Origin of the sequence: Dietzia sp. CW19 (assembly GCF_014145265.1) — a bacterium.
Classification (GTDB): domain Bacteria; phylum Actinomycetota; class Actinomycetes; order Mycobacteriales; family Mycobacteriaceae; genus Dietzia; species Dietzia natronolimnaea.
Genome location: NZ_JAALEE010000564.1, coordinates 4,535 through 9,478 on the forward strand (window position 1 = coordinate 4,535; position 4,944 = coordinate 9,478).

4 protein-coding genes are annotated in these 4,944 nt (G+C 57.8%); 3 read left to right on the top strand and 1 reads right to left on the bottom strand.

Annotated elements, in window-relative coordinates; all coding sequences use genetic code 11:
• The 3 genes from G6021_RS17695 to G6021_RS16435 all read left to right on the top strand — a co-directional run.
• Window positions 1–262, top strand: a 262-nt coding sequence (locus tag G6021_RS17695) for a cadmium resistance transporter (RefSeq protein WP_241736639.1), incomplete at its 5' end; no start/stop codon positions are given.
• Window positions 263–502: 240 nt separating this feature from the next.
• Window positions 503–1,291 carry a recombinase family protein gene (locus G6021_RS16430; protein ID WP_182641754.1) on the top strand — a complete coding sequence of 263 codons (789 nt, stop codon included), beginning with the start codon at window positions 503–505 and terminating at the stop codon, window positions 1,289–1,291.
• 1,943 nt (window positions 1,292–3,234) lie between these two features.
• A complete protein-coding gene (locus G6021_RS16435) occupies window positions 3,235–4,176 on the top strand; it encodes a hypothetical protein (RefSeq protein WP_182611237.1) in 942 nt (313 codons plus the stop codon).
• Window positions 4,177–4,297: 121 nt separating this feature from the next.
• Here G6021_RS16435 and G6021_RS16440 read toward each other — a convergent pair whose 3' ends face one another.
• Entirely contained in the window at window positions 4,298–4,687 is a 390-nt protein-coding gene (locus G6021_RS16440; protein WP_228549190.1) for a four-helix bundle copper-binding protein, read from the bottom strand.
• Window positions 4,688–4,944 lie beyond the last annotated feature (257 nt).

Here is a 4,944-nt window from a genome sequence, read left to right on the forward strand (position 1 = left end):
GGCCGGCGTAACCTTCGCCAACGGTGGAGACAACATCGGCGTTTACGTCCCCGTCTTTCTCAACGTGGGCCCGGGAGCCGTGGTCGCCTACTGCATCGTGTTCCTGGTGCTGGTGGCGGGACTGGTGGGCCTGGCAAGGTTCGTCGCCACCCGCCGACCGATCGCCGAAGTCCTGGAGCGCTGGGAACACATCCTGTTCCCGATTGTCCTGATCGGCTTAGGCGCCTTCATTCTGATCAGCGGCGGAGCATTCGGACTCTGACAAAACAGACGCAAACCCGGCCGCCCACCCGTGAGTCGCCGACTCGCTCTAACCCTTTCGGCCAGAACGCCCGATTGGTACGTCGTACGTCGCCGCCAAGAAGTAACCACAGAAGACCGCCACAAAGCGATCAAGTCCACAGTCGCCGCTGTGTCACAGGGTCTAGTTCGGCACTTATGAAACACCTTCCCGTGGGGTCTAGGATCTATTGATACAGATTCCGGACGAAAGGGTCTCCTCATGGCTGATCGAATCGGGACGTTGCTCAACCGTTCTGGTGATGGTGGCGAGGAGGTGCTCATCGTCAGCCGCGGGAGCGTGCGGACCCGCTTTCGTCGCCGGGACGAGCTGGGCTGGAACTTTCGGGTGGAGTCGACGGACTCGGAAAACATCATCGAAGGGAAACCGGAGTCGAAGCCGAAGCCAGCTCGCCGGGCCTCGCGTCCGCGTGGACAGCGAGTGGCGTACGTGCGGGTGTCGGCCGCGGATCAGAACGAGGCGCGTCAGCTCGAGGCGGTGGGGGAGTGCGACCGGGTCTATATCGAGAAGCAGTCCGCTCGCTCTCGTGCCGATCGGGTGAAGCTAGAAGAGTGCATCAGGTACCTGCGCGACGGCGACGAGCTGGTTGTTGCGTCGATGGACCGACTCGCTCGTTCCCTGGTCGACCTCAAGCAGATCGTCGGCGAGATCACCGCGAAGGGCGCGAGCGTGAAGTTCGTCCACGAGCGGGCCACCTACGCCGCCGGCGCCCAGGACCCGCGAGCCGACCTCATGCTCTCACTGCTCGGTGCGTTCGCCGAGTTCGAGCGAGCCATCATCCGTGAACGCCAGGCCGAGGGCATCGCCATCGCCAAAGCAAAGGGCAAGTACAAGGGACGCAAACGCGTCCTGACCGACGAGCAGATCGACAAGGCGCGAGCCCGCATCGAGGCGGGGGAGGGGCCATCGGCGATCGCACGTGATCTGGGGGTCGGGCGATCGACGCTCTATCGCGCGCTGCAGAGAGAAGTGCAGAAAGGGGTTCGCTGAAGCCGGGATGGACTCAGCTGCTGCTCTCGGCTTAGTTGCACGACCCAGTAGTGAGGACGGCAATGCTGAGCCAGCAGATTGTTGTTAGGTCATACTTATGTGCATCCTGAGGCATATCTGGCTTCAGACTCATTCGTCGAAGGGGTCGCGGTGGAAGACATTCAGGTGGATGGGAGTGGCGATCTTCGGTGTTCAAACTGTGGCGGGAAGAGCTTTACGCGAAAGCGCACCAGGAGAGCGAAGATCCTCGGCGCCACCGCTGGCGTAGCGACGGTGGGCGTAGCGGGCTTGGCTGCTCCTCTCGTCGCAACGCAAAAGCTTTACTGCCAATCGTGCGGTACGTACAACCGCATGGGGGCAGCCAAGCCGTACAAGCCGAAGTCGCCATCACCGGCGAAGCCTGCGACGTCGAGCCCCGTTAGCAGCAGTACTCGGACCCCGGGCCGGCCACCAAGGAAGTCCTCCAAGTCCGAAGATATATTGTTCACGCTTTTTCTAGCCGGATTGTTCCTTGCTCTCTTTATTTGGGCGTTCACCGCAGGAAGTATCCTTTGGTCAATCGTGACCGGACTTCTCTTGGCCTTCTGCGTCTTCCTTGTCTTCACTGCAGTCACATTGGAGCGATCAGATGTGTCCCCTCCAAGGCCAGGTGCACGGGACGCAGACGCGGCCTGACCGGCGAGCAGGTCGCCGAAGCGCGGGACCGCCTCAAAGCGGGGGAAGAGCCATCAGCGATTGTCCGCGACCTCGTGTTTGGGCGATCGAAGAATACGGCGCCGATTGTCGGGGTCGACCAGCTCGCCCCGATCTCGGATCCAGAGAAGCCCCCGGAGGAGCACGTCGCTGGATTAGGAGTGCCACACAAGGCCGTGATGTCTCCACATTTGCTGCGCTACTTGTACGTGCCACACCGACAAGAGCCGGGTTTAGGGTTCGTGCTGCGCGAGCCGGAAGTCAACGGTTCGCTCACGAAGAGTCGCGTTAGACGATCGTCAAACGCGACAGCGTCTGACGCAAATTATGGGAAGTCCCGTTACTGGCGGGCGGGTCCGAGGCCGCTGCCCTGTCGGGGCCCCTCAGATCCAAGCAAATGAGAGGGGTGCCCTCCCCTCGACTCGCAAAGGAGGTGGCGGGACACCCCTGGGGCGGTTCAGAGCGGTTCGGGGCGGCAGTGCTCAGCTTCGCAACTCGATTTCCTGCCCAGTGTCGGATCAGCATGCGACTATCGCCCAATGAACACGAGACTCCGAGCGGATGGCCTCCGCATGCCGGCTGTCTACCCAAATCGATTTCTTGGCCTCTTTGCACGTGCGCATCTTTGTGAGGGCGGTGTGGTGCAGCACACTGTTCTGGGATTGTCTCCCTCCCACGCCGCTAGGCGCGCACGGAGGCAGGAGACAAAAATGCTTTGTGAGCAAGCAGGATTGGGATGACACGGATCTGGTTGTTCATTTCTGCACTAGCGCCGGCGCTACTCGTTGTAGGCTTTCGCTTGGTTGCAAGTCATCGGTTTATCGGTATAGCACTATTCGCGTTAGCGACAGTCGCTATACTTACGGTGTTTTTTATACTAAAAGCGCGGAGCTCGGTAGTCCCAAGGTTGTTCGTAATAAGCGAATCGAGGGACGAAACTCAACAAGTACCGACTTATTTACTAACTTTCATTGTGCCATTTTTATTTGTAGATATCAATGATTGGGGAAACGCTGCAGCGTATTCGGTGCTAATCGTCTTGATTGCAATCTTGCTGTACCGCACCGATCTCTCTCTCGTCAATCCGGCACTGCTCGCTCTGGGGTACCACATATACTCGATTCGGGACGGAGGAGGGCATGAGTCCTTGATTGTTTCCCGAACGCGCCCCCGGGTCGGGGCGAGTATCGCGGCGGTCCCGCTATCTGGCCACATATACAAAGTCGATGTAAATGAAACGGAGCGCATGAATGAGTGACGTGGGTATTGATGTTCAGAACATCGATGTAAGCTCAGCGATGACACTGGTGGTCGGATGGACATCTGGGAAAAGTCTAAAATTGCGGCAGGTACTCTTAAGTCAAGAGGTAGCAGCTGCCTTCCGGGATGTGGTCCAGAACGCCTCGAGTCAACTGGCACAAAGAGAGCCTGCCGACTGGACGCCCGATGCTGACCTATCTCCAGAGACCTATTTAGTGCTCGACGTCGACCAGGTGGGAGATGCCCCCAATCTCGCCGCCGAACATTCTGGCGAAAAGTTCCTGTCAGTTCTTGGATGGGCGGAGCGATTAGAGGAGATTAATCCCAAGCATCTCCCTGCAGGAGACCTTTCCTTTTATGCAATTGTAGTTGGAGAGGCTGGCGACAGGGCTGTGTTTATCCGCAGATCAAATCCTCGCCGGGGACTTAAGAGGGGACGTATATACTCCACGCTGTCAGACACTCTGCAGCGCGTGGAGGACCCAATATTTGCGTTCGATGAATGGATCGATTTGGTTTCTTTCCGCGGCAAGTTGGGGATCTTTAGTCAAACTGTCTTTTCTGCCTTTTTTCGCGACCAGGAAACTTTGGCAAAAAAGATTCCTGAATGGATTACTATCCTTGCGGCGTCGGTTCCGATGGAGTCCGTCAGTCAAGACTTACTCGAAACTCGAGTAAAGAGAGATTCGCGCCTTAAGGCACGTCTGGAAGCGATAGTTAGACGGGATCATCTATCGAGCGTGTCGAGCAGTGACCTGCGTCTGGCAATGGAAGAAAATGAACTAGATCCAGACAGGTTGATGGGTGTCGGTGGAAAGTTGCGTTTCGAGGTGGACGACATTCCACAGGTGCTTTATTTTTTGAATGAGGACCTGTTCACTGGGTCTCTCTCGAAGACTGGATTTCGAGCTGACAAAAAAGCCGCTCGATAGTTTTTCTGCTGTGCCGCGGACGTCATGTCGGTAATCGCTACGCTTTACATAAGGCATGGATATCGGCGGGTGGCCCAGCCTGGTCGATTGTCGTACGACCGACCAGGCCGGGCATTGATCGTTAGCTGATCGCGGACAGGAGTTCGGTGCAGGCCTGTTCGCATTTGCGGCAGGCTTCGGCGCAGACTCGACAATGCTCGTGCATGTCCTCGTGCTTCTTACACTCGGTGGCACATTCTGCGCATGCTGTCCGGCATGCCTCGAGCGTGGTCTTGACCGTGGCGAGGTTCTGCCCGGTGCGACGGCTGAGGATTTTGCCAGTGGTTGCGCAGAGATCGGCGCAGTCAAGGTTGAGGCGAATGCAGTTCCGTAGGTCTGCGACCATCTCTTCGGCCAGGCAGGCGTCAGCGCACGAGGTGCAAGTCTGTGCGCATTCGAGACACGCGGCGATGCAGTCGGCAAGCTTCTGCACGTCTATGCCGGAAGCGTCGTTGGGGTGGGTTTCGATCATTGAAGTGATGTGAGACATCGATGTGCTCCCTTCTTCTCCGAGTCGTCGCTGGAGGCGCCCAGCTAACGCCGACGCTACTGATGCGCAGAACTGGCTACAGTCCCTCGGTTCGACCTTCGCAGAATCTTTGTAATAACAAGCGTCCAATACCCGTTGTATCGGCTTTTCGCAGAAGGGCGGATCATTGTGCGGAGCGGTGACGCACGGTGATCCACTGCGCTGTGATGATGACTAGTGGGCATCTCCGTTAGTTCGTC

Coding starts and splice junctions, on each gene's coding strand:
- G6021_RS16435 (WP_182611237.1), top strand. CDS start 3,235: ATGAGTGACGTGGGTATTGATGTTCAGAACATCGATGTAAGCTCAGCG.
- G6021_RS16440 (WP_228549190.1), bottom strand. CDS start 4,687: ATGATCGAAACCCACCCCAACGACGCTTCCGGCATAGACGTGCAGAAG.
- G6021_RS16430 (WP_182641754.1), top strand. CDS start 503: ATGGCTGATCGAATCGGGACGTTGCTCAACCGTTCTGGTGATGGTGGC.